At 73.7% G+C, this 19,228-nt stretch carries 21 protein-coding genes; 11 read left to right on the forward strand and 10 right to left on the reverse strand.

From position 1 onward, the window contains the following. The first annotated feature begins 2 nt into the window (after positions 1–2). Positions 3–590 carry a 3-isopropylmalate dehydratase small subunit gene (gene leuD / locus ACQEUR_RS11625; RefSeq protein ID WP_433029319.1) on the forward strand — a complete coding sequence of 196 codons (588 nt, stop codon included), beginning with the start codon at positions 3–5 and terminating at the stop codon, positions 588–590. A gap of 173 nt (positions 591–763) precedes the next feature. Further along, a complete protein-coding gene (locus ACQEUR_RS11630; protein WP_433029321.1) occupies positions 764–1,366 on the forward strand; it encodes an HU family DNA-binding protein in 603 nt (200 codons plus the stop codon). 89 nt (positions 1,367–1,455) lie between these two features. Here ACQEUR_RS11630 and ACQEUR_RS11635 read toward each other — a convergent pair whose 3' ends face one another. The 5 genes from ACQEUR_RS11635 to cofC form a co-directional block, all read right to left on the reverse strand. After that, a complete protein-coding gene (locus tag ACQEUR_RS11635; RefSeq protein WP_433029323.1) occupies positions 1,456–2,430 on the reverse strand; it encodes an NUDIX hydrolase in 975 nt (324 codons plus the stop codon). Next, the gene (locus ACQEUR_RS11640) at positions 2,418–3,944 is read right to left on the reverse strand and encodes a CHAD domain-containing protein (protein ID WP_433029325.1); all 1,527 of its coding nucleotides are present in this window, start codon (positions 3,942–3,944) and stop codon (positions 2,418–2,420) included. The genes ACQEUR_RS11635 and ACQEUR_RS11640 overlap by 13 nt, the downstream gene beginning before the upstream one ends. A gap of 17 nt (positions 3,945–3,961) precedes the next feature. Beyond that, a complete protein-coding gene (locus ACQEUR_RS11645; protein ID WP_433029327.1) occupies positions 3,962–6,193 on the reverse strand; it encodes an RNA degradosome polyphosphate kinase in 2,232 nt (743 codons plus the stop codon). Between the two features lie 370 nt (positions 6,194–6,563). After that, positions 6,564–6,761: a cold-shock protein gene (locus ACQEUR_RS11650; RefSeq protein ID WP_433029329.1), complete on the reverse strand. Its 198-nt coding sequence runs from the start codon at positions 6,759–6,761 to the stop codon at positions 6,564–6,566. Between the two features lie 27 nt (positions 6,762–6,788). Further along, positions 6,789–7,436: a 2-phospho-L-lactate guanylyltransferase gene (gene cofC, locus ACQEUR_RS11655; protein ID WP_433029331.1), complete on the reverse strand. Its 648-nt coding sequence runs from the start codon at positions 7,434–7,436 to the stop codon at positions 6,789–6,791. 219 nt (positions 7,437–7,655) lie between these two features. On the opposite strand from cofC, the gene ACQEUR_RS11660 reads away from it, so the two are divergent. From ACQEUR_RS11660 to ACQEUR_RS11685, 6 genes are all read left to right on the forward strand, one after another. Then, on the forward strand, positions 7,656–8,414 hold the full coding sequence (locus ACQEUR_RS11660; RefSeq protein ID WP_433029333.1) for a lysophospholipid acyltransferase family protein: 759 nt from the start codon (positions 7,656–7,658) through the stop codon (positions 8,412–8,414). Next, the gene (locus ACQEUR_RS11665) at positions 8,411–9,406 is read left to right on the forward strand and encodes an NAD(P)H-dependent glycerol-3-phosphate dehydrogenase (protein WP_433029335.1); all 996 of its coding nucleotides are present in this window, start codon (positions 8,411–8,413) and stop codon (positions 9,404–9,406) included. Before ACQEUR_RS11660 ends, ACQEUR_RS11665 begins: the two co-directional genes overlap by 4 nt. Continuing rightward, complete coding sequence (locus ACQEUR_RS11670; protein ID WP_433029337.1) at positions 9,403–10,548, forward strand: cystathionine gamma-lyase; 1,146 nt, start codon at positions 9,403–9,405, stop codon at positions 10,546–10,548. The genes ACQEUR_RS11665 and ACQEUR_RS11670 overlap by 4 nt, the downstream gene beginning before the upstream one ends. A gap of 91 nt (positions 10,549–10,639) precedes the next feature. Continuing rightward, the gene (locus ACQEUR_RS11675; RefSeq protein ID WP_433029339.1) at positions 10,640–11,464 is read left to right on the forward strand and encodes a putative protein N(5)-glutamine methyltransferase; all 825 of its coding nucleotides are present in this window, start codon (positions 10,640–10,642) and stop codon (positions 11,462–11,464) included. Positions 11,465–11,620: 156 nt separating this feature from the next. Continuing rightward, the gene (locus tag ACQEUR_RS11680; protein ID WP_433029341.1) at positions 11,621–12,661 is read left to right on the forward strand and encodes an ROK family protein; all 1,041 of its coding nucleotides are present in this window, start codon (positions 11,621–11,623) and stop codon (positions 12,659–12,661) included. A 111-nt stretch (positions 12,662–12,772) separates the two neighbouring features. Then, positions 12,773–13,576, forward strand: a complete 804-nt coding sequence (locus tag ACQEUR_RS11685) for a DUF998 domain-containing protein (RefSeq protein ID WP_433029343.1) — start codon at positions 12,773–12,775, stop codon at positions 13,574–13,576. Here the strand turns inward: ACQEUR_RS11685 and ACQEUR_RS11690 are convergent. Continuing rightward, the gene (locus ACQEUR_RS11690) at positions 13,539–13,787 is read right to left on the reverse strand and encodes a DUF397 domain-containing protein (protein ID WP_433029345.1); all 249 of its coding nucleotides are present in this window, start codon (positions 13,785–13,787) and stop codon (positions 13,539–13,541) included. The two genes, ACQEUR_RS11685 and ACQEUR_RS11690, sit on opposite strands and share 38 nt — an antisense overlap. 1 nt (position 13,788) lies before the next feature. Beyond that, the gene (locus ACQEUR_RS11695; protein ID WP_433029347.1) at positions 13,789–14,634 is read right to left on the reverse strand and encodes a helix-turn-helix domain-containing protein; all 846 of its coding nucleotides are present in this window, start codon (positions 14,632–14,634) and stop codon (positions 13,789–13,791) included. Positions 14,635–14,855: 221 nt separating this feature from the next. Here ACQEUR_RS11695 and ACQEUR_RS11700 point away from each other — a divergent pair, with 221 nt between their 5' ends. After that, positions 14,856–15,032 (forward strand): hypothetical protein, encoded by a 177-nt coding sequence (locus ACQEUR_RS11700; RefSeq protein WP_433029349.1) that lies wholly within the window; start codon positions 14,856–14,858, stop codon positions 15,030–15,032. A gap of 144 nt (positions 15,033–15,176) precedes the next feature. After that, a complete protein-coding gene (locus tag ACQEUR_RS11705) occupies positions 15,177–15,398 on the forward strand; it encodes a hypothetical protein (protein ID WP_433029351.1) in 222 nt (73 codons plus the stop codon). 35 nt (positions 15,399–15,433) lie between these two features. Here ACQEUR_RS11705 and ACQEUR_RS11710 read toward each other — a convergent pair whose 3' ends face one another. Beyond that, positions 15,434–16,681 carry an ATP-binding protein gene (locus tag ACQEUR_RS11710; RefSeq protein ID WP_433029353.1) on the reverse strand — a complete coding sequence of 416 codons (1,248 nt, stop codon included), beginning with the start codon at positions 16,679–16,681 and terminating at the stop codon, positions 15,434–15,436. Positions 16,682–17,115: 434 nt separating this feature from the next. Here ACQEUR_RS11710 and ACQEUR_RS11715 point away from each other — a divergent pair, with 434 nt between their 5' ends. Continuing rightward, positions 17,116–18,213, forward strand: a complete 1,098-nt coding sequence (locus tag ACQEUR_RS11715) for a D-alanine--D-alanine ligase family protein (protein ID WP_433029355.1) — start codon at positions 17,116–17,118, stop codon at positions 18,211–18,213. Positions 18,214–18,243: 30 nt separating this feature from the next. On the opposite strand, the gene ACQEUR_RS11720 is transcribed toward ACQEUR_RS11715, so the two are convergent. Continuing rightward, positions 18,244–18,906: a DUF3515 family protein gene (locus ACQEUR_RS11720; protein WP_433029357.1), complete on the reverse strand. Its 663-nt coding sequence runs from the start codon at positions 18,904–18,906 to the stop codon at positions 18,244–18,246. After that, positions 18,907–19,140 carry an Lrp/AsnC ligand binding domain-containing protein gene (locus tag ACQEUR_RS11725; RefSeq protein ID WP_433029359.1) on the reverse strand — a complete coding sequence of 78 codons (234 nt, stop codon included), beginning with the start codon at positions 19,138–19,140 and terminating at the stop codon, positions 18,907–18,909. Between the last annotated feature and the right edge of the window lie 88 nt (positions 19,141–19,228).

The following is a 19,228-nucleotide window of genomic DNA, read 5'->3' on the forward strand; positions in this document are numbered from 1 at the left end:
ACATGGACAAGTTCACCGTGCACGCCGGCACGGCCGTTCCGCTGCGCCGGTCCAACGTGGATACCGATCAGATCATCCCCGCCGTGTACCTCAAGCGGGTGACCCGGACGGGCTTCGCCGACGGTCTGTTCAACGCCTGGCGGGAGGACCCCGCATTCGTTCTCAACGATTCTTCATATTCCGGCGCGTCGATTCTCCTGGCCGGTCCCGAGTTCGGCACGGGCTCCTCCCGGGAGCACGCCGTCTGGGCCCTTCGGGACTGGGGCTTCCGGGCCGTCATCGCCCCCCGCTTCGGTGACATCTTCCGGGGGAACGCACTCAAGGAAGGGCTCCTCCCGGTCGAGCTGGAATTGAAGGCCGTCGAGGTTCTCTGGGATCTCGTGGAGTCCGACCCGACCACCCGGATCACCGTCGACCTGGCCGCGCGGGAGGTCCGGGCCGGCGAGGACACCTGGTCCTTCCCCCTGGACGACTTCAGCCGGTGGCGGCTGATGGAGGGCTTGGACGACATTGGACTGACCCTCCGGCACGAGGCCGACATCACCGCGTACGAGGCGCGACGATCACCCTTCCGGCCCGTCGTGGCATAGCCCGAACGCCCTCCGCACAGCCGATTTCGCCCCCGCCGGTTCGCCCGGCGGGGGCGAATCCGTTGCGACACAATGGGTTTTTTCGAGCAGATGTTTGTGTCCCGGTGGCACAGGGCATACCGTGCGCGCAGAATGGCTCGCGTTGAGTCCAGTTGCACATTGGGAGGGAAGTCGTGAACAAGGCCGAGCTCATCGAGGCTCTCGCTGCTCGTCTGGGTGACCGGAAGGCTGCGACGTCGGCGCTCGACGCGGTCCTCGCGGAGGTTCAGGCAGCGGTCACCAAGGGCGACCGGGTGGCCATCACGGGTTTCGGAGTGTTCGAAAAGCGCGTACGTGGCGCTCGAACAGCCCGCAACCCTCGCACCGGCGAGTCGGTGAAGGTGAAGAAGACATCCGTTCCGGCCTTCCGGCCGGGAGCCGGGTTCAAGGAGATGGTCGCCAGCGGCCGGGCCCCGAAGAACACGGTCGCGGCGAAGAAGACCACGACCACGGCGAAGGCCACCACGGCCAAGAAGACGGCGGGGACCAAGAAGGCGGCGCCCGCCAAGGGCACCACCGCCAAGGCGACCACCACCAAGGCCGCCGGGACCAAGGCAACCGGGACCAAGAAGGCGGCACCGGCGAAGAAGTCCACCGCCAAGAAGACGACGGGCGCCACCGCCACGAAGACGGCGGCGGCGAAGAAGACGGCCGCCAAGAGCACGGCCACCCGGGCCACCGCGACCAAGAAGTCCACGGCCAAGAAGGCGCCGGCCAAGAAGGCCACCCGGCGCTGACCGGAGCACCGCGAGGGCGTCCACCGATCCTTCGGGGGGCGCCCTTCGTGCTGTCCGGGGTGCTCCGGGCACCGGGCCCGGAGCGCGGATCAGCCGGGCTCGGCGGCGCGCCGGTCGGTGCCGACCAACCGGTCGACGGCGACCAACCGCCCGCCGGCAAAGGCGAGCAGCCAGCCGGAGCCCTTACCCGTACGGTAATCGTCGGCCGACCGCGGCGGAGCCGATGCGCCGGACCGGCCGTTGCGATCCGCCGATCGGGCGGGAAGTCCCGAAGCCGCCAGCCGGGCGAGTGCCCCCGGAATGACCTTGCCCTGACTGCAGACCGCCGCCGACGTGGCGTCCAGGGCCAGTTCGAGCAGCCGTCCGGCGGCGGCCAGTACGTTCTCCTCGGCGTCCTGTCCCGGCAGCGGTTCGTCGAAGGCGGAGTCGACCTCGATCCGCTCGTCGAGCAGTTCGGCGAGCGGCTGCAGCGTCTGTACGCACCGCCGGGGCGCGGCCGACAGCAGCCGTACCGGACGGATGGGGGCGAGCAGGCCGGCCAGGGCACGCGCCTCGGCCCAGCCGGCGGCCTCCAACGGCCGGGCGGTGTCCGGGCCCGACCAGGTGCCCCGCTTGCCCGCGTGGGCATGCCGGACCAGGCCCAGCACGGCGGTGACCGGCGGCAGCGCCGCGAAGTCGTGGAGCACCCGGACGTCGTGCTCGTAGCTGACCAACCGGAGAGCCTGCTCGACCGGCAGCCAGCGCACGTTGTCGACCTCGGTCTCCGGCTGGAACCCGCCGGCGCCGTTCGCCCGCATGGACCAGAACTGCACCACCTTCGGGGTGCCGTCACGCATCGCGTAGTGCACCGGCGGGAGCCGTACCTGCGGCACGGCGCGTACGTCGGCCTCCTCGGCGACCTCGCGTACGGCGGCGGTCAGCGGATGCTCGCCCGGGTCGAGCTTTCCCTTCGGCAGCGACCAGTCGTCGTAGCGGGGCCGGTGCACCAGGCAGACCTCTATCCCGGAGCCGGAGGGACGCCAGACCACCCCGCCGGCGGCCCGGACCGGTTTCACCGCAGCCATGCCACCCGGCGGCCCCGCGCCGCCCTGCCCCAGGTGTCCGGGAACGCGGCCCGGACGGCGCGGATGCTCGCCCGCTCCCGCTCGACGAGCCGCCCGGCGGTCACCGCCAGCTCGTGGTCGGACGGCCGCTGCGCGGCGATCGCCAACCAGGTCTGCGCGGCGACCGCCGCGTCCTGGTGCTCGCCGAGCAGGTTCTGCACCTTGCCCAGCGCACGGGCCAGCTTCGGCGCGCCGCCGCCGACCACCGGGGCGACGGCGTCCACCGCGTACCGGGCGCGCTTGCCGTTGATCCGTACCGCGTGCCACCGCTCGTCCGGTGCGTCCGGGTCGAGATCGGCGGCACCGTCCGCGCCCTCCTCGCCGTCGGTCAGCCGGTGCCACGGCCGGGCCACCAGCCGGGGCAGCACCTCGGTGGCGGGCCCGTCGGCCCGGCCGGTCAGCCGGGGCGCCCGGGCCGCGTCCACCAACCCCTCGACCAGGGCCAGGTAGCGCTCCGTGCGGAGCGCCTCGTCCACCGCGGCCAGCGCCGCCGCCTGCCGGTCGGCGAGTACCCGGTCGATCCGGTCCACCGCCGCCGGGTCCACCGGACTGACCGGGTCGGCGTTCGCGGTACGCCGCAGCCGGTCCCGCAGCACCTCCGCGTCGCGGGCCCCGCCGAGTACCGCGGCGAGCCACTTCAGCTCGTCGCGCAGCGGCCGGGCCCAGTCCTTGCGTACCAACGGTCCGAAGGTCCGCAGGTCGCTGCGGAGCCGGCGGCAGGCGACCCGCATCTGGTGCACGGCGGTGTCGTCGTCGCCGACCGGCGCGCGCAGCCGGACCAGCGGGTCGTGCGCGACCAGCCGCGCCACGCCCCGGCGGATCGCGGCGGTCACCACGTCCCCGGCACTGGGTTGCTCGGGCAGGTCACCGGGCGGGACCAGGTCCGGCGCCCCGGCGGCGGCCGGGCCGAGCGCCCGGACGTGCTTGGGGACGAACTCGCCGGCCACCGCGCCGGCCTCGGTCAGCCGGGCCTCGACCGCGTCGAGCAGGGCCCCGTCGCCGGCCTTGCGCTCCACCTCGATCTCCCGGAACGTCGCCCGGACCCGCTTGCCGTCCAGCACCGACACCGCGTCGTCGGCGACCTCCACCAGCACCCGGTCGGCGTCGTCCCGCACCTCGTGGCGGCGCCGAACCGTCCGGACCACCGCCGCCGGCACCAGGTCGGCGCCCCGGGCGAAGACCGCGACCAGCTCGACCAGGTCGGCCGGTGGGCTCTTGCGTCGCCCCGGGCGGGAGATCTCGTGCCGTACGCCGGGGGAGTCGGCCGGAAGTTTGACCGTCCACGGCAGGTCGTCGCCCCGACGGTGGCGCAGCGACACCCCGGCCCGGGCCAGCCGCAGGTCCGCGGTGTCGAGGTAGGTCGCGGTGAGGGTCAGCTCGGGCAGCTCGCACACCCGCCCACCCGGCGGTACGGCGGCGGAGAGGTCGGGCAGGGCGAAGTCGGCGCCGACCTCGTACTTGCGCTCCTCCTCCACGGGGGCACCACCCGCGCTCACTTTGCGGCTCCGGCGACGCGGCCCAGCAACGCGTCCTGCAGATGCGTCAGCGGTGTCCCCGGGCGACCGGCCCGACGCGTCCAGCGGCCGTCCCCGGCCAGCTCGAACGCCTCCACCTCCTCGCCCATCGCGGTCGTCATCAGCCCGCCCAGCTCGGCGCGGGCGACCGGACTGGTGACCTGCACCAGGGCCTCCACCCGCCGGTCGAGGTTGCGGTGCATCAGGTCGGCCGAGCCGATCCAGAACTCGCCGGCGTCGTGCCGGACCTCGGCCCCGGCCGCCTCGCCCACCGCGCCGTTGCCGAACCGGAAGGCCCGGGAGTGCTCCAGGAACCGGCCCAGGATCGAGCGCACCCGGATGTTCTCCGACAGGCCCCGTACGCCGGGCCGCAGCGTGCACATGCCCCGGATGAGCAGGTCGACCCGGACCCCGGCCAGGGAGGCGCGGTAGAGCGCGTCCACGATCGCCTCGTCCACCAGAGCGTTGACCTTGAACTGGACCAGCCCCGGACGGCCCTGCCGGACGTGCTCGATCTCCCGCTCGATGCGTTCGACGAGCCCGCTGCGGATGCCCTGCGGCGCCACCAGCAGCCGCCGGTACGCCGTCTGCCGGCTGTAGCCGGTCAGCACGTTGAACAGGTCCGTGAGGTCGGCACCCACCTCCGGGTCGGCGGTGAGCATGCCGAAGTCCTCGTAGAGCCGGGCGGTCTTCGGGTGGTAGTTGCCGGTGCCGATGTGGCAGTAGCGCCGGATCTGGTTGCCCTCCTGCCGGACCACCAGTGCCGTCTTGCAGTGCGTCTTGAGCCCGACCAGCCCGTAGACCACGTGGCAGCCGGCCCGCTCCAGCATCCGGGCCCAGCCGATGTTCGCCACCTCGTCGAAGCGGGCCTTGACCTCGACCAGCACCACCACCTGCTTGCCCGCGGCGGCGGCGTCGATCAGCGCGTCCACGATCGGGGAGTCCCCGCTGGTGCGGTAGAGCGTCTGCTTGATGGCCAGTACGGCCGGGTCGGCGGCCGCCTGCTCGATGAACCGCTGCACGCTCGTCGCGAACGAGTGGTACGGATGGTGCACCAGGACGTCCCCGTCGCGCAGGGTGGCGAAGACGCTGCGTGGCACCTCGCCCTCGACCAGCCGGGGATGGGTGGCCGGCACGAACGGCGGGTCCTTCAGGTCGGGCCGGTCGCACTCGTTGTAGACCTGCCACAGCGACGACAGGTCGAGCAGCCCCGGCACCCGCAGCACGTCCTGGCTGTCCATGTCGAGTTCCCGGACCAGCAGGTCGAGCACGTGGTCGGTGACCGAGGCGGCCACCTCCAGGCGTACCGGCGGGCCGAAGCGGCGCCGGGCCAGCTCCCGTTCGAGGGCCTGGAGCAGATCCTCGTCCCGGTCCTCGTCGACCTCCACCTCGGCGTTGCGGGTCACCCGGAACAGGTGGCACTCGACCACCTGCATGCCGGGGAAGAGCTGGTCGAGGTGGGCGGCGATCAGGTCCTCCACCGGCAGGAACCGCATGCCGGGGGCGTCCCGGGCGACGCGTACGAACCGGGGGACGTTGTTGGGCACCTTGACCCGGGCGAAGAGTTCCGGCCCGCCGCCCGGGTCCCGTACGGAGACCGCGAGGTTGAGCGACCGGTTGGAGATGTACGGGAACGGGTGTGCCGGGTCGACCGCGAGCGGGGTGAGCACCGGGAAGATCTGGTCCCGGAAGTAGCTGTCCAGCCGCTGCCGCTCCGGGGTCGGCAGGTCGTCCCAGTGCACCAGACCGATGTCTTCGGCGGCCAGCTTGGGCATCACCTCGTCGACGAAGCACGCGGCGTGCCGGGCGACGAGCTGCGCCGCGGTCTGCGAGACGAGCTCGAGCTGGAGCCGCAGCGGCATCTGGTTGCCGCCCCGCACCGGCAGCCCGGCCTGCAACCGCCGCTTCATACCGGCGACCCGGACCATGTAGAACTCGTCGAGGTTGTTGGCGAAGATGGCCAGGAACTTGGCCCGTTCCAGCAGCGGGGTGGCCGGGTCCTCGGCCAGGGCCAGCACCCGGGCGTTGAAATCCAGCCAGGACAGCTCCCGGTTGAGGAAGCGGTCCGGCGGCAGCGGCTCGGCCGGCTCGCGGGAGGGCCGCCCGTCCCCGCCGGTCGGGGGCGGACCGGTCCCGGTGAACGGCGGTTGGCCGCTTCGGCCGGGGGGCGGTGCCGGGACGCTTCCGTTCTCCGGCGAGACCGACGTCACACCGGCGTCCGGCCCGACCTGCCGATCCGGGCCGTCTCCGGCGTCCGGCCCGCTGTCGGGGGCCTGGTCGGGGACCGCGGCCGGCTCGGGGGACGGGGCCGAACGGGCGGTGGCCCTGCGGGACCGGGCGGGCCGTGGGACCTCGGTGGGATCGGCATCAGCCTGCGGGACGGGTCCTCCCGGCTGCGTGGAGGACGCGCGACGTGCGGACGGGGGGCGGCGGGCCGGCGGGGTACTCACGTCCCAATCATTCCCCGGCGATGGTGAACGGAAAATGAACTTGCCCCCACCGGATCACCCCAAGTCGGCCCGGATGCGGGTAAAAAGGCAGATCCCGCGTCAGGACGGACGGCGCCCCGCGTCGACGTGATCACGTGAAGGTCGGCAGGGTGATCCGGACGAGTTCACCGGCGGAATCGTGTTCCAGGCGGACCCGCTGACCGAGCCGGAGCAGGCGCAGCCCGGAGGCGTCGAACGCGGCGGACGGGAAGGCGACGCTGGTGCCGTCGTCCAGCAGCAGCGTGCCGGTCCGGGTCCGCGGGTCATAGGTGGCCACCGTGCCCTGCATGCCAGCACCGTACCCGCCGATCCGGGGTCAGCGCTGCACGGCGGCGGTCACGGCCCACCGGGCCAGCGCCGTGGTACGCGGTCCGAGTCCGTACGCCGCGGCGGCCCGCAGATCCGCCGGGGTGTCGACGTCGCGGCGCAGCGTCGGCCAGTCGCCGGTCAGCGGGCGGGCTCCGGACGCCGCGTGCGCCGCCGCCGAGTCCCCGCCGAAGCGCGGATCCAGCGGCACCCCGGGGCCGGCGGTGAGCAGGACCGTGCCGCTGCCCGGGGCGTCGGCGACGAAGTGTCGTACGCCGGGCGGGCCGGCCGCCGCGGCCCGCAGCGCGCCGGTCAGGTCGGTGGCGCGCAGGGCCGGCAGGTCCGCGGTGAGGGCGGCGACCCAGCCCTCGGCGGCCAGCGCGGCACCCCGGTCGAACGCGGCGTTGAGCCCGCCGCCGGGCGGTTCCGCGACGATCCGGGCGCCGAGCCCGCCCAGCACCCGGGCGGCGGTCCGGTCGCCGGTGACGACCAGCACCTCGCGCACCGGCGCGCAGCCGAGCACCGCGCCGACGGTGTCCTCCGCCAGGGCCAGGGCGAGCCGTTCGTGCGGCACCCCGTCGGCCGCTCCGCGCAGCCGGCTCTTGGCGGCATCGAGGCGCTTGACCGGCACCAGCACGGTCCAGGTCGGCTCAGCCACACGGCAATCCTGCCAGCCCGCCGGCGTCGCGCCGACGGGCACCGCCCCTGGCCGGTGGCGCCGATCCGGTGGGCGGCGCCGCCACGGCCCACCGACCCCTCCCTGGCCGTACCCAGGTCGAGCAGGCATGATTTCGCTGCGGGTGGCGGCATCCCCCCGGGCGGGCGCCGGCGGGACAATTCCGGGCAGGCCGCCCGGTCGGTACGACGAGGAGGCACAGTGGCACGGCGCAGGCTGGGATTCTGGTCACGGTTCGCCGTGTTGCTGGTGAAGCCCACGATGACGGTCTGGACGCGGCGCGCCTGGAGCGGCATGGAGCACCTGGCCGGCGACAGCGGCGTGATCATCGTGCCGAACCACCTCTCCCACGCCGACCCGCTGGTCTCCGCGCACTTCATCTACGACGCCGGGCGCTGGCCCCGGTTCCTCGGCAAGGCGAGCGTGTTCCGGGTGCCGGTGATCGGCCGGATCCTGCTGTGGTGCCAGCAGATACCCGTCGAACGCGGCACCGTCGACGCGGCCCGGTCGCTGGAGACCCTCAGCGCCGCCGTCCGTTCCGGCGGGGCGGTGGTGATCTACCCGGAGGGCACCACGACCCGGCATCCCGACCTGTGGCCGATGCGCGCCAAGACCGGCGCAGCCCGGCTGGCGCTGGCCACCGGGGCCCCGGTGATCCCGGTCGCGATGTGGGGCCCGGAGAAGATCTTCGACCCCCGTACCAAGAAGCTCAGCCTCCGCCCCCGGATCCCGGTCACCGTGGTGGCCGGCCCGCCGGTCGACCTGAGCCGATGGGCCGGGGCGACCCCCGGCAAGGCCACCCTGGACGAGATGAGCGACGCGATCATGCTGCGGCTGCGCGACATGCTGGCCGAGATCCGCCAGGAGACGCCGCCGCCGCTCTGGTCGCCGCAGCAGCGGCGCGGCGCCGAGCCGGGCGACCGGGCCGGGCAGCGACCGCCGGCCGGCGGTGCCGCATGAGCCACGCCGTCGTGCTCGGCGCCGGCTCCTGGGGTACGGCGTTCGCCAAGGTGCTCGCCGACGCCGGCCGGGAGGTGGTCATCTTGGCCCGCCGGCCGGCCGTGGCGGAGGCCATCGAGTCGTTCCGCACCAACCCGGACTATCTGCCGCACCTGCTCCTGCCCGAGGCGGTGCACGCCACCACCGACGCCGCGTCCGCCATCGCCGGTGCCGACCTGGTCGTGCTGGCCGTACCGTCGCAGACCCTGCGCGGCAACCTCGCCGATTGGGCCCGCCACCTCGAACCCGACTCGACGCTGGTCAGCCTGATGAAGGGCATCGAGCTCGGCACCACCAAGCGGATGAGCGAGGTGATCGTCGAGACCGCCGGGGTGGCCACGGACCGGGTGGCGGTGGTCTCCGGGCCCAACCTGGCCCCCGAGATCGCCGAGGAGCAGCCCGCCGCGACCGTGGTGGCCTGCACCGACATGAACCGCGCGACGCTGGTGCAGTCCTCGATCACCACGCCGTACTTCCGGCCGTACACCAACGACGACGTGATCGGCTGCGAGCTGGGCGGGGCGGTGAAGAACGTGATCGCGCTGGCCTACGGCATCACCACCGCGATGGGCTTCGGTGACAACACCCGGGCGACGTTGATCACCCGCGGGCTGGCCGAGACCGCCCGGCTCGGCGTGGCCCTCGGGGCCGACCCGCTCACCTTCGCCGGCCTGGCCGGCCTGGGCGACCTGGTCGCCTCCTGCACCTCACCGCTGGCCCGCAACCGCACCTTCGGCGAGCACCTGGGCCGGGGGGAGACCCTGGAGCAGGCGCAGGCGGCGACCCGGCAGACCGCCGAGGGAGTCAAGAGTTGTCTGGCGATCCGCGACCTGGCCCGGATGCACGGCGTGGAGATGCCGATCACCGAGCAGGTCGAGCGGGTCTGCCACGAGGGCGCCGACCCGCACACCGCGATGGCGGTGCTGATGAGCCGGAAGCCGAGGCCGGAATGAGCAACCCGGAACAGAGCCGGCGGCCCGACGGGTCGACCTACGGGGACGGCACCCGGTGCGTACACGCCGGGCTGCCGGAGCCGGTGCCGGGTGAGCCGTTCCTGCCCGGACCGGTCTTCGCCGCGCCGTACCACCTCGATCCGGTGGGCGGCCCGGAGGCGGCACCGAACGGGTACGGCCGGCCGGACAACCCGACCCGGCGGCGGCTGGAGGCGGCGATCGGCGAGTTGGAGGGGGGCGACTGCCTGGCCTTCGCCAGCGGGCAGGCCGCGATCACCGCGGTGCTGCTGTCGGTGCTGCGCCCCGGGGACCGGGTGCTGCTCCCGACCGACGGCTACTTTCCGGTGCGCGGGTTCGCCACCGAGACGCTCGTCGGCATGGGGGTGCGGGTCGACTTCGTACCGACCGCCGGGCCGTACCCGGCGCTGGACGGCGTACGGCTGGTGCTGGTCGAGACCCCGGCCAACCCGGGCCTGGACGTCTGCGACGTGGCCGAGCTGGCGGTCCGGGCACACGCCGCGGGGGCACTGCTCGCGGTCGACAACACCACCGCCACGCCGCTCGGGCAGCGCCCGCTGGACCTCGGCGCGGACCTGGTCGTCGCCTCCGGCACCAAGGCGCTGACGGGGCACTCCGACCTGCTCCTCGGCTACGTGGCGAGTCGTTGCGCCGAGCTGCTCGACCCGGTGCGTTCCTGGCGGACCACCACCGGGTCCATCCCGAGCGCTTTCGACGCCTGGCTGGCACACCGTTCGCTGGCCACCCTCGACCTGCGGTTGGCCCGGCAGAGCGCCAACGCGGCGGCGGTGGCGGGGGCGCTGCGGTCGCGTCCCGAGGTGACCGGCGTACGGTGGCCCGGGCTGCCGGACGACCCGTCGTACCCGGTGGCCAGCGCGCAGATGCGGCGGGTGCCCGGGGTGGTCTCGTTCGACCTCGGCGACGCCGACCGGGTGGCGCGGTTCCTCACGCACAGCCGGCTGGTGTTCGCGGCGACCTCGTTCGGCGGTCTGCACACCACCGCCGACCGCCGGGCGCAGTGGGGTGACGACGTCTCCGCCGGTTTCGTCCGGCTCTCCTGCGGGGTGGAGGACACCGCCGACCTGCTGGCCGACCTCGGCGCGGCGCTGGACGCCGCCGGTTAGCCGTCCTGCCGCGTGGCCGTCCGTCCTGCCGCACGGCCGGTACGACAATCGCCTGGAGGGCGGCGCTGCGCCGTCCACCCCGAGGAGGCCCATGCCGATCACCGGCGACCCCGACCCGGCCGGCCCGGCTCCGGTCGAGCTGCCCGGGGTGGACCCGGCGACCGTCGTGGCCCGGCTGCGCGGCGCCGGCTGCGTGTACGCCGAGGAGGAGGCGGAGCTGCTCCTCGCCGGCGCGTGTACGTCCGAGGCGTTGGTGGCGATGGTCGAGCGCCGGGTCGCCGGGCTACCCCTGGAACAGGTGCTCGGCTGGGCGGAGTTCTGCGGGCTGCGGGTCGCCGTGGAGGTCGGGGTCTTCGTGCCGCGCCGCCGTACCGAGCTGCTGGTCCGCCGGGCCGTGGCGCTGGCCGGGTCCCGGCCGACGGTGGTGGATCTCTGCTGCGGCTCCGGCGCGCTGGCGCTGGCCGTCGCGGCGTCGGTCCCGCCGGCCCGGCTGGTCGCCGTGGACATCGACCCGGCGGCGGTACGGTGCGCCGCCGGCAACCTGGCGCCCCGGCACGCCGAGGTGTTCCTCGGCGACCTGTTCGAGCCGCTGCCGGCGGACCTGCGCGGCGGTGTCGACCTGTTGCTGGCGAATGTGCCGTACGTGCCGACCGAGGTGTTGGCGTTGCTGCCGGCGGAGGCGCGACTGCACGAGCCCCCGGTGGCGCTCGACGGCGGCACCGACGGTCTCGACGTGCTGCGCCGGGTCGCCGCCGGAGCCGGCGAGTGGCTGGCCGACGGCGGTCACCTGCTGGTGGAGGTCGGTGACGACCAGGTGGCGGCGGCGGTCGAGGTGCTCGGCCGGCACGGCCTGACCGCCGAGGTGGTGCACGACCCCGACCTGGACGCCACGGTGCTGAGCGGGCGGGCGGGATAACCGGGGCCCGGGGAGGGTAAGGGCATTCGACTCGGCCGGCCCGTCGGCGCGGATCCCGTTCCGCGCCGAGTGTCCGGTCCACCGGCCGGCACCGGCCGGCGGTCCTGCGCCGGACGGCACGCCGGGGGCCCGTCCGAGCCGAGGGAGGCAGCTGAGATGGCGAGTACGGACCTACCGGTCGTGGTCGGACTGGACAACGGCGGCAACAGCAACAACGCGACCGTGCTCGACGTGACCGGGCGCTTCCTGGTGGACCAGCTCATGGAGACCCCGTGCCAGGTCCTGGAGGGGCCGCAGGTGGCGGTCGAGGCGCTGGCCAGGGCGATGGACGAGGTGCTCGCCCGCACGGGTACCCGCCGGGAGCTGGTCCGGGCGGTCGGGTTGGACACCCCGGGGCCGGCCAGCGCCACCGGGGTCATCTCCTCCCGGGGCTCCACGAACTTCTCCCAGCCCGGGTGGCGGGACTTCGACATCCGGGGTGCGCTGGAACGGCGGCTCGGGCTGCCGGTCGTCTACCACAACGACGGCAACGCCGCCGCGCTCTACGCCCACCACGCCTACTTCGGCGACGACGCGCTGAACCGCTCCTCGGTCTCCGCCATCGTCGGCACCGGGCTCGGCGGCGGGGTCATCGAGCGGGGTGAGGTGGTGACCGGGACGGCCGGCATGGCCGGCGAACTCGGCCACGTGCACATCCCGCTGTACGGCCTGCTCGCCGAGGGGCAACCGGTGCCGCTGTGCAACTGCGGGTTCGTCGGGGACGTGGAGAGCGTCGCCTCGCTGACCGGCATCCGGCGCAACCTGCTGCCGTACTGGTCGACCCGGTTCGTGGGCCATCCGCTGGCCGGTGAGGAGCCGGCCCGGGCCGCCAAGCAGGTCCGGTCGTACGGGGTGGACGGCGACCCGATGGCGCTGCGGATCTTCGAGCAGCAGGCGATGGCGCTGGGGCGGCTCTTCACCATCGTGGCCAACTTCACCGACCCCGACGCGTACTTCGTCGGTGGCGGGGTGGTGGAGGCGCCGCCCGCGTTCCGCGACTGGTTCCTGGCGACCGTACGCGAGCACACCTCGCTGCGGACCGAGCAGGAGGCGCGGGCGCGCTTCGCGTTGGTGCCGGACCTGGACATGGCGGGGGCCCGGGGGGTCGCCATCGCGGCACTGCGCGCACTGGACGGTCGGTCGGGGGGCCAGCCGTAGCGGCGCCGGTAGGGCCCGCCCCACCCTGACCGACTCAGGGTGTGCGATCCGGGGGACTCGTCCGGGATCGCGCCGGATCCCCTGGTGGGACGCCCGGAGCAGGGTGGACGCATGACGCCCGGATTCCACCCGCAGCCCCGGATCGCACGTCCGCTCACCCTGGTCGCGACCATGGGTCTGATCGTGACGGCCGTCCTGGGCGTCGCCGCCCACCTCGTCCCCGACCCTGGAATGAGTCCACTGTCGCTGACCATCAGCGACTACGCGGTTTCCGACCGCGGCTGGCTGATGAACATCGCGATCCTCACCATCGGGCTCACCTCGCTCGCCGTACCGCTGGCCCTGCGCGCCGCGCGGGCGCCGATCGGGGCCGCCACGGAGGTGCTGCTGCTGGTCTGGTGCCTGGGCCTGACGGCGGCCGCCCTGGTGCCCACCGACCCGATCGGGACGGTCGGGCTGAGCACCGCCGGCCAGGTGCACCGGTACGTCTCGGTGGCCGCCTTCGTCGCCCTGCCCGTGGCCACGCTGCTGGCGCTCCGGACCCTGCGTGCGGACGCGCGCTGGCGCGGCGCCGTGCCGGCGCTGCGGGCGTTGGCGGTGGCGAGCGTGCTGGGCCTGCTGGCCCTCTACTACGTCGCGTTTCCCGGCGGCCGGGTGATGATGGGCCTGGTGGAACGGGTTCTGGTGGTGGTCGAGCTGGCGCTGCTGGCGGTCCTCGTGGCCCGGCTGTACCGGGTCGTGGCACGGGGGCCGGAACCCGCCACGCCCCCTGTCCACCGGCCCGGACCGGTGGCGCAGGGGGCGTGGGGCACCGTGGCTGGGCGGCCGGCGAGCGTCGCCAGGGGGACGCCGTTCGCCGACCGCCAACCTCCCCTGGTCAGGGGAGAGTGGGGGAGGCGGGCAGCGCGGTGGTGAATGCGGTCCAGGCGGCCGGCGAGAAGAGGAGTACGGGACCGGTCGCGTCTTTGGAGTCGCGGATCGCGACGGCGGGCGACGCGGCGGCGGGCACGGTGGTGCCGGGCCCGCCGAGGAGGGCGAACTCGACGCAGGCCCCCTGGTCGCCGCTGCGGGTGCTCTTCCGCCAGGTCGCGCCGGACAGGGTCGGGGTGGTGGTCTCCGGTGACATCTCAGAGTCCTTTCAGCATGTGGTGGATGGTGTCGCGGCTCTCCGCCGGACTCAGCGCGACGGCCCGCAGGTGTTCCATGATCTTGGCGCAGGTCCGGAGGTCGTGCGGCCGGTCGAGGATCAGCTGTCCGGCGACGGTCTCCACCGAGGCGAGGATCGGGTCCTCCGGGTCGGCGAACTCGAGGATGTGCAGCGAGCCCCGGGTGCCCCGGTGGTAGCCGGCCCGCAGCGGGATGACCTGGATGGTCACGTTCGGCAGCTCCGAGGTCTTGAGCAGGGTCTTCAGCTGGGCCGCCAGCACGTCCCCGCCGCCGACCGGACGCAGTAGCGCGCCCTCGTCGACGATCGCGTCGTAGATCGGCGGATCGGCCTCCTTCAGGCGTTGCTGGCGACCGAGCCGGATCTGCACCCGCTGCTCCACCTCCTCGTCCGCCAGGGTGTGCGGGCCGCCGCGCATGATCGCCCGGATGTACTCCGGCGTCTGCAACAGCCCGGGTACCACCGAGGGCTCGAAGTTGGCGATCGCCGTGGCCTCGGCCTCGACGGCGATGAAGTCGATGGTCCGCCGGTCCAGGATGTACGAGTAGGACACCCACCAGCCCGGCTTCCGGGCCTCCTTGGCCAGTAGGACCATGTCCTCCAGCTCGCTGTCCGGTCTCTTGTAGAGGGTGAGCAGCGCGCGTACCGACGCGGGAGTCACCATCGTCTGCGCGTTCTCGTACCGGGACAGCGTGCTGCGGGTGCTGTTGATCTCGTCGGCGGCCTGTTCGAGCGTGAGCCCGGCCGCCTCCCGGGCGGTACGCAGGGCGATGCCGAGACGGCGGGCGCGGAACGACTTCGGAGCCATGCATCGATACTGTCACATGTAGACGGGAATGCGTACATGAGAGAACATCCATGAGAGTTGCATTCATGCGTTCACAACTGGCAATCTGTTGTTGCTTCCTCACTGCCGGTGGTCGCGTCGACGGTGGCGGTGGGTGACCGAAGGGGAATGAGGCGCACGGCGATCGGATTCCCGTACCCGATCGCCGTGTCCTCCCGCCGCTGCGGACCTGGGGGTGACGGATGACCACGGCCCGGTGCTGGCCCCGGGTTTCCCGGTGTCGGTGGTGCGCCCGCCCCGTCCTGCGCGACAACGACGACGCGTGGATCCACGCCGACCTCGCCTACGTGTGCCGGGACTCCTCCGGCGGGCTCGCGGCCACCACCGCCGAGCCGGAGGCGGTCGGCCGTGGGGGCTGACCGATGTCCTCCGCCCCTGGAAGCGGCCCTGCCGGCCACCGCACCGGCCCGCCCGGCCGTGCCGCCGGCCCGGACGGCCGCCCGGGTCCGCCCACCAGGTGCCCGGTTCGCCGGGCCCGCGCGTCGAGGGACAGGCCGGTCGTGGTGACCCGCTTCCTCGTGGTGCTGACCGACGTCCGACCGTTGAGCCGGGAGGGCCGGGACGAGCGGATCGAGCCCGAGCGGCGCCGTCAGGTGGTCAGCGCGACCAGTCGGGAGGCGGCCGACCGGATCGCCGCCGCCTTCGCGGCGCTGGGCATGGTGCGGGCCGGGCGGCAGCGGGTGAAGGTGCTCGCCGTGGGCCGCCGCCGCTCCGCCCGGCCCTGACGCCCCGTCCCGACGCTGGGCCCCGCGCTCCGCCGTCAGAGCAGCTTGCGCCGCTTCAGGTACGCCACCAGGTCGTCGTAGCTGCCGCCCTCGTTGGCGAACATGGCCACGTTGCGGGCGGTGGTGAACCACGGTCGGGTGGACGGCCGGACGTCGGAGAGCGCCCGTTCGAAGTCGCGCTGCTCGATCATGCGCACCTCGCCGCGGCGGATGGAGTCCGCCATCGCGAACTCGGCCGCCGACTCGCAGAGGTGGGCCAGGTCGGCGCCGGAGAAGTCCTCGGTGGCGGCGACGATCCGCCGTACGTCGATGTTGGCGATCGGCCGGTCCCGCAGGTGGTACTCCAGGATCGACGTGCGGGCCGGGGCGTCGGGCGGCAGCACCAGCACCACCCGGTCGAGCCGGCCCGGCCGGCGCAGCGCCGGATCGACGTCCCAGGGCGTGTTGGTGGCGGCGAGCACGAAGACGCCCTCGTTGTTGCCCTCCACACCGTCCAACTCGGCCAGGAGCTGGTTGCCGAGGGTCCGCATGCTGCTCGAATTGGCCTTGGACCGCTTGTGGCCGAGGGCGTCCACCTCGTCCAGGAAGAGCACGCAGGGCGCGCTGCGCCGGGCCGTCTGGAACAGCTCGTGCAGGTTGCGCTCCGAGTTGCCCATCCACATGTCCAGAACCTGCACAATGGAGAGTGAGATGAACTTCGCCCCCATCTCACCGGCGATCGCCTTGGCCAGGAAGGTCTTGCCGCAGCCGGGCGGGCCGTACAGCATCAGGCCGCCGCGCAGGCTCTTGCCGTACAGCCTGCGCAGTTCCGGGTTGCGCAGCGGGCCGAGGAAGGCCAGCTCCAGCCGTTCCTTGACGTCCGTCATCCCGCCGACGTCGGCGAGCCGGACCGTGGACGTCTCCACGTCGAACACCCGGTCCGAATCGCCGCGGACCGGCTCCGGCTCGTCCGCCGCCGGCGCGAAGCGCGGCGGCACGACGTCGGAGAGTTCCCGCTCGTACGCGGCCAGGGCGTCGTCCGCGGCGCCGGCCGCGGGCGGCGTCGGGCCGGGCGTCGCGGTGCTGCCGGCCGGCGGTACGCCGCCGCCGAGCGCCCGCTGCATCAACGCCTGGGCCTGGGCGTCGGCGGGGTCGCGGGCCAACGCCTGCCCGATCTGCGCGATGGCCTCACCGGCGCGTCGGGCGTCGAGGAGCAGCCCGGCGAGGTGCAGCCGCAGCGGCACGTCCCCGGGGTTGGCGTCGACCGCCGCGGTCAGGCTGGCGATCACCGTTTCGGAACTCACAAGACGAGCAGCCTAGACCGCGCTCGCCAGCACCGGGACGCTGTATGTCCGCCCGACCGCTTCGCACCCCTTGTCCCGACGGTCCCAGCCGCCACAGGCGAACCCGGTCACCCGTTGTGGCCGACGTGCTCACCCCGCCGCAAGGGTTTGGCGGTGCCGAAACGGGGGGTGGACCCGGCACCCGGCCACGCAGAGTAGGGTCAGCCGGTGAGCGTACGAGGAGCGGAGACGGCGGCACCGGTGGCCGGTCCCGTCGTCCGGGCTGCTCGACCGCACCCCGTGCCGCGACCGGCCGCACGGCCCGGCGCGAGCGGTCGCGCCTCGCGGCGCGGGCGGTCGCGGGACGCGCGGCGACCGCCGGCGGCCGGGACCGATCGCTGGACGGTCGCCCCGCCGGGCGCGACGAGTGGTGACGCGAGAGAAAGGTGACCGGAGTGACCACCCCTGGCAAGACCCGCGTGGCCGTTGTCTTCGGCGGGCGCAGCACCGAGCACGCGATCTCCTGCGTCAGTGCGGGCAGCATCCTCTCGGCCCTCGACCCCGACGAGTACGAGGTGGTCCCGGTGGGCATCACCCGGGACGGGCAGTGGGTGCTGACCGACGGCGACCCGGCGGCGCTCGCCATCACGGAGCGCCGGCTGCCGGAGATCACCGCCGCGGCCGGCGCCGCTGTCGTGCTGCCGGCCGACCCCACCGGCAACGGCCTGATGGTCCTGGATCCGGGGGAGGGCGCGCGGGCACTCGCCGGCGTCGACGTGGTCTTCCCGGCCCTGCACGGCGCGTACGGGGAGGACGGCACCATCCAGGGACTGCTGGAGATGGCCGGCATCCCGTACGTCGGCGCGAACGTCTTCGCCTCGGCGGCGGCGATGGACAAGGAGTTCACCAAGAAGCTGGCCGCCGCCGAGGGCATCCCGGTCGGGCCGTACGTGGTGCTGCGCAGCGGCGTCAGCCTGACCGAGGAGGACCGGGAGCGGCTCGGGCTGCCGGTCTTCGTCAAGCCGTCCCGGGCCGGTTCGTCGGTCGGCATCACCAAGGTGTCCGACTGGGCGGAGCTGGACGCGGCGGTGGCCAAGGCCCGCCAGGTCGACCCGAAGGTGCTCGTGGAGGCGGCGGTCGTCGGCCGGGAGATCGAGTGCGGGGTGCTGGAGGACGAGGCCGGGGGCGGTCCGGAGGCGTCGCTGCTGGCCGAGATCCGGATCGCCGAGCACGACTTCTACGACTTCGAGGCGAAGTACCTCGACGGGGCCTGCGAGTACGACATCCCGGCGGACCTGCCCGACCGGGTGACCCGACAGGTCCAGGACTACGCCTGCCGTACGTTCACCGCGCTGGACTGCGCCGGCCTGGCCCGGGTCGACTTCTTCGTCACCCCGGAGCTGGACGTCTACCTCAACGAGATCAACACCATGCCGGGCTTCACCCCGACGTCGATGTTCCCGCAGATGTGGGCGGCGACCGGCCTGGAGTACCCGAAGCTGGTGAACCGGCTCATCCGGACCGCCCTGCGCCGGGGCACCGGGCTGCACTGACGACGTGATGGCGCTGCACATCGCCGGCGGTCAGCCACCGCAGGCGGACGGAATCTCCTTCGCCGAGGGCACCGAGGCAACCACCGACCCGGCCACCGGAGCGGCCCACTCCACCGTCTGCCGGTGGGCCGGCGGCACGGTCAGCCGTACCGCCACCTCACGGTCCACCGTGGTCAGCACCAGGCCGGCATCGCCCGGGGTCGCCTGCCAGCAGACCTGGTTGACCATCCACAGCTGCTCGTCCGGCGCCACCGTCGGCGGCGGCACGCCGCAGGCGACGGTGAGGGCGGGGTCGCCGTACGCGGCGTTCTGCTCCGGCCCGGCCGTGACCGGCCGCTGGTTGAGGCCGAGGACGCTGGCCGGCAGCCGGGACAGCAGCGCCCGGCAGACGATCGCCGGTCGCTCGGCAAGCTCGGCCGCGGTCATCTGCACCGGGGCGGTGGACTGCGGTCCGGGCGCGGTCGCCGACGCGGCCGGCTCCGCCGGCGGGGTGGGGCGCAGCTGTGTGAAGACCAGCAGCGCGACGAGCGCGGTCAGCGGCAGGGCGACCGCGGTCGCCCAGAGCGCCGCCTGGCGGGTCGTGCCGTCGCGACCGGCCGCGCTCTTCCCGGGGACCGCCTCCGGGGCCCGCTCCCGGTCCGGCTCCGGCTGCTCCACCGGGTCCGTGCGGTCGGATTCTGAGGTCCGTGCCATCTACAGTCGCACCACCGAACAGGTGAGGGTGCGGGTGATGCCGGGCACCAACTGCACCTTGCTGACGATCATCTTGCCCAGCTCGTCGACGTTGTGCGCCTCGGTGAGGACCACCACGTCGTACGGGCCGGTGACCGCGTCGACGCGGACGACTCCAGGAATATCCGAGATCTGCGCGGCCACGTCACGCGCCCTTCCCACCTCGGTCTGGATGAGGATGTACGCCTGGACCACGACCCGCCTCCCGTCCGCCGCCGAGCGGCTCGACCGTGAAAATACCGTACGGAGCAGGTCGGATCCCGATCGGTGGTCAGGGGAGACA

Source organism: Plantactinospora sp. CA-290183 (assembly GCF_050936375.1).
Lineage (GTDB): Bacteria > Actinomycetota > Actinomycetes > Mycobacteriales > Micromonosporaceae > Plantactinospora.

Excerpts from the sequence above, each read along its gene's own strand:
- leuD (WP_433029319.1), top strand. The coding sequence starts at position 3 with ATGGACAAGTTCACCGTGCACGCCGGCACGGCCGTTCCGCTGCGCCGG.
- ACQEUR_RS11635 (WP_433029323.1), bottom strand. The coding sequence starts at position 2,430 with ATGGCTGCGGTGAAACCGGTCCGGGCCGCCGGCGGGGTGGTCTGGCGT.
- ACQEUR_RS11650 (WP_433029329.1), bottom strand. The coding sequence starts at position 6,761 with ATGCAGGGCACGGTGGCCACCTATGACCCGCGGACCCGGACCGGCACG.
- ACQEUR_RS11665 (WP_433029335.1), top strand. The coding sequence starts at position 8,411 with ATGAGCCACGCCGTCGTGCTCGGCGCCGGCTCCTGGGGTACGGCGTTC.
- ACQEUR_RS11670 (WP_433029337.1), top strand. The coding sequence starts at position 9,403 with ATGAGCAACCCGGAACAGAGCCGGCGGCCCGACGGGTCGACCTACGGG.
- ACQEUR_RS11675 (WP_433029339.1), top strand. The coding sequence starts at position 10,640 with ATGCCGATCACCGGCGACCCCGACCCGGCCGGCCCGGCTCCGGTCGAG.
- ACQEUR_RS11680 (WP_433029341.1), top strand. The coding sequence starts at position 11,621 with ATGGCGAGTACGGACCTACCGGTCGTGGTCGGACTGGACAACGGCGGC.
- ACQEUR_RS11685 (WP_433029343.1), top strand. The coding sequence starts at position 12,773 with ATGACGCCCGGATTCCACCCGCAGCCCCGGATCGCACGTCCGCTCACC.
- ACQEUR_RS11690 (WP_433029345.1), bottom strand. The coding sequence starts at position 13,787 with ATGTCACCGGAGACCACCACCCCGACCCTGTCCGGCGCGACCTGGCGG.
- ACQEUR_RS11695 (WP_433029347.1), bottom strand. The coding sequence starts at position 14,634 with ATGGCTCCGAAGTCGTTCCGCGCCCGCCGTCTCGGCATCGCCCTGCGT.
- ACQEUR_RS11700 (WP_433029349.1), top strand. The coding sequence starts at position 14,856 with ATGACCACGGCCCGGTGCTGGCCCCGGGTTTCCCGGTGTCGGTGGTGC.
- ACQEUR_RS11720 (WP_433029357.1), bottom strand. The coding sequence starts at position 18,906 with ATGGCACGGACCTCAGAATCCGACCGCACGGACCCGGTGGAGCAGCCG.